A 2,723-nucleotide genomic window follows, 5' to 3' on the forward strand; every position below is an offset into this window, starting at 1 on the left:
ATTCTTTTTTTGCTACCTTTAATCGCTTATGAGGTAAGCAAAGCACGACGTTTTTAAAAATTTTCAGCTATGTATTTCCGAGAAATCGACTAAAAACGTTGCCAGATAAGGATTTGAGAGAATGACATTTCAGAGAATGAATCAACCCTAGGGGGCAGGGGGGATCAGAGGCAAAATCTATCTTTGATTTAATTATAACTACTTACTTAAGTGGCCAGCAGATTTCTAGTCGATAATTAGGGCTATTTTCCCCGTCACCGCACCAGTTTCTAGCAATTGATGGGCGCTGATAGCTGCCGCTAAAGGGAAGGTTTGGGAGAGATGAATAGTTAACTTTTTCTCATCAATTAAACGCGCCCCTTGCCTGAGAATTTCTGTTTGATATTTTTGCGCTTCTGGCAGTCCCATCAAAGCCGGGGTTAACATTAATTCTAAACTAATCCGCAAATTGCGATCGCGCGCTTCCTTCCAGCTGCCCCTAGGTTCCAAAATTGTCACCATATCGCCATAAACTCGCACCGCTCGGCAAGTCTGCCCAAAAGTTTCCCCTCCCACCGTATCAAAAGCGACATCTACCCCTTTCCCTGCGGTTTCTTGAAGTATCGCCGCGACAAAATCGGTTTGTTTGTATAAAATCGGGTAATCTGCCCCTAATTGCCGCACCAAACGCTCTTTATCGCTATTTCCCACCGTTGTATAAACTTTAGCCCCCTTCAGTTTCGCCAATTGAATCGCAACATGACCAACACCCCCGGCCCCGCCATGGATAAGTACGCTTTGTCCCGACTGGAGACGAGCGCGATCGTAGAGTGCTTCCCAAGCGGTGATTAAAACCAAAGGTACAGCGGCCGCCTCGGCAAAAGAAAGAGATTTTGGCTTGTGGGCCAAATGATCCGCCTCGATCAGGGCATATTCGGCATAATTTCCCGTGCCAGGCTTGCCCAGTCCGCCGCTACAAAAGTACACTTCATCCCCGGGGCGAAAATCCTGCACCGCCGCCCCAACGGCCTCGACAATTCCCGCCCCGTCACAGCCCAAAATGGCCGGCATTTGCTCGGGGTAAAAAGTGCCGCGTTTACGAATTTTTGTATCAATAGGGTTGACACCAGCGGCTTTTAATGCTACTAAAACCTGATGCGGTTGACTAATTTTCGGGGTGGGGACTTGCTGAAGCTGCAGGACATCCACGGCAGTCATGAGGATAGCTTTCATTCTGTCTATTCGGGATTAACCCACATTAACGTCTGACCAAATTCTACCGGTTCACCGTTAGCGACGGCGATTTCGACGATTTGCCCGGCCACTTCCGCTTCGATTTCATTCATCAACTTCATCGCTTCGATGATACAGACCGTTTGTCCGACCCGGACTCGATCGTTTTTTTCCACAAAAGAGGGTTCATCGGGAGCGGGAGCGCGATAAAAAGTGCCGACCATGGGAGAGGTAATCGCCAGCCATTTTTTATCAACAGCGGCGGCTACGGGTTCGGGAGTGGGGGTTTCTGGGGCCGGGGTGGGACCTGCGGCTACCACTGGAGGGGCGACCGGGGCCGTCACCACCGGCAAGGGAGCGGCGAGAGGCCCAAGGGCAGTATTAACGGTTCCTTTGCGGATATTTAGCTCCAAATCTGCACTTTTAAGGCTAAATTCACTAATATCCGTTGCTGCCAATGTTTTGATCAGTTCTCGAATTTCGTTGTAATCAATAGTCACCGCTCTGAAATCCCCCCGCAAATAAAAAGCAACAAATCCAAATTCGCACCTACCAAACCGTCGATTTTTCGCATCTAGCGGCTAAGTTTTGGGAGACAGGCTCAGAAAACTGGCTTTAGTCCTAAACCCCTCCCTAAGACCTCATTTCTGGGCTTCTGATCACAATTATTCCCGTCCCAGATAGGAACCATCCCTGGTGTCCACTTTAATCCTTTCACCGATGGAAATAAACAGGGGAACCATCACCTGCGCTCCCGTTTCTACGATCGCCGGTTTCGTGCCACCGGTGGCCGTATCTCCCTTGACTCCCGGATCTGTATCGGTGATTTCCAAGATTACCGAGGTGGGCAATTCTATCTCTAACACTTGCTCATTCCAAAAGAGAATATTGACTTCCATTCCTTCCTTCAGATACTTGGCTCGATCGCCCATTTGTGCCGGGGTGAGAGTTGCTTCCTCAAAAGTCTCCATGTCCATGAAGACAAACTGATCGCCTTCTTTGTAGGTCTGCTGCATGGTGCGCTTTTCGATCGTGGCTGAGGGCAAGGTTTCCCCCGCCCGGAACGTCCGTTCTACCACGTTGCCGGTCTGGACATTTTTTAACTTGGTTCGCACAAAGGCCGATCCCTTACCCGGTTTGACGTGCAGGAATTCCACCACCCGCCAGACAGAGCCATCTATCTCGATGGTTGTGCCGCTCCGAAAGTCGTTACTCGAAATCATGAAATGCTGTTTAGGCCAAGAAAGATCAACATTCCATTTTACATACTTCCTGTCCCCGAAAAAACTTTTTTCCCGCCCCTACAGGTAAGGAGGAGGTGGCATCTCCCAGAACGGGAGAAGGTAGGGCTGATTCATTCTCCGAATCTAATTCTTTTTTTGCTACCTTTAATCGCTTATGAGGTAAGCAAAGCACGACGTTTTTAAAAATTTTCAGCTATGTATTTCCGAGAAATCGACTAAAAACGTTGCCAGATAAGGATTTGAGAGAATGACATTTCAGAGAATGAA

The 2,723-nt window shown here is 48.6% G+C and carries 3 protein-coding genes; all 3 read right to left on the bottom strand.

Annotated features, from left to right (window positions below):
- Positions 1 to 225 precede the first annotated feature (225 nt).
- The 3 genes from O9324_RS19630 to efp all read right to left on the bottom strand — a co-directional run bounded on the left by O9324_RS19630 (position 226) and on the right by efp (position 2,435).
- Positions 226 to 1,212: a zinc-dependent alcohol dehydrogenase family protein gene (locus O9324_RS19630; RefSeq protein ID WP_002765721.1), complete on the bottom strand. Its 987-nt coding sequence runs from the start codon at positions 1,210 to 1,212 to the stop codon at positions 226 to 228.
- Between the two features lie 5 nt (positions 1,213 to 1,217).
- Positions 1,218 to 1,712: an acetyl-CoA carboxylase biotin carboxyl carrier protein gene (accB, locus tag O9324_RS19635; RefSeq protein ID WP_052278345.1), complete on the bottom strand. Its 495-nt coding sequence runs from the start codon at positions 1,710 to 1,712 to the stop codon at positions 1,218 to 1,220.
- Positions 1,713 to 1,877: 165 nt separating this feature from the next.
- Positions 1,878 to 2,435 (bottom strand): elongation factor P, encoded by a 558-nt coding sequence (efp, locus tag O9324_RS19640; protein WP_288141076.1) that lies wholly within the window; start codon positions 2,433 to 2,435, stop codon positions 1,878 to 1,880.
- Positions 2,436 to 2,723: the final 288 nt, after the last annotated feature.

Source organism: Microcystis sp. LE19-84.1B, assembly GCF_027531875.1.
GTDB lineage: Bacteria > Cyanobacteriota > Cyanobacteriia > Cyanobacteriales > Microcystaceae > Microcystis > Microcystis panniformis.

Excerpts from the sequence above, each read along its gene's own strand:
- O9324_RS19630 (WP_002765721.1), bottom strand. The coding sequence starts at position 1,212 with ATGAAAGCTATCCTCATGACTGCCGTGGATGTCCTGCAGCTTCAGCAA.
- efp (WP_288141076.1), bottom strand. The coding sequence starts at position 2,435 with ATGATTTCGAGTAACGACTTTCGGAGCGGCACAACCATCGAGATAGAT.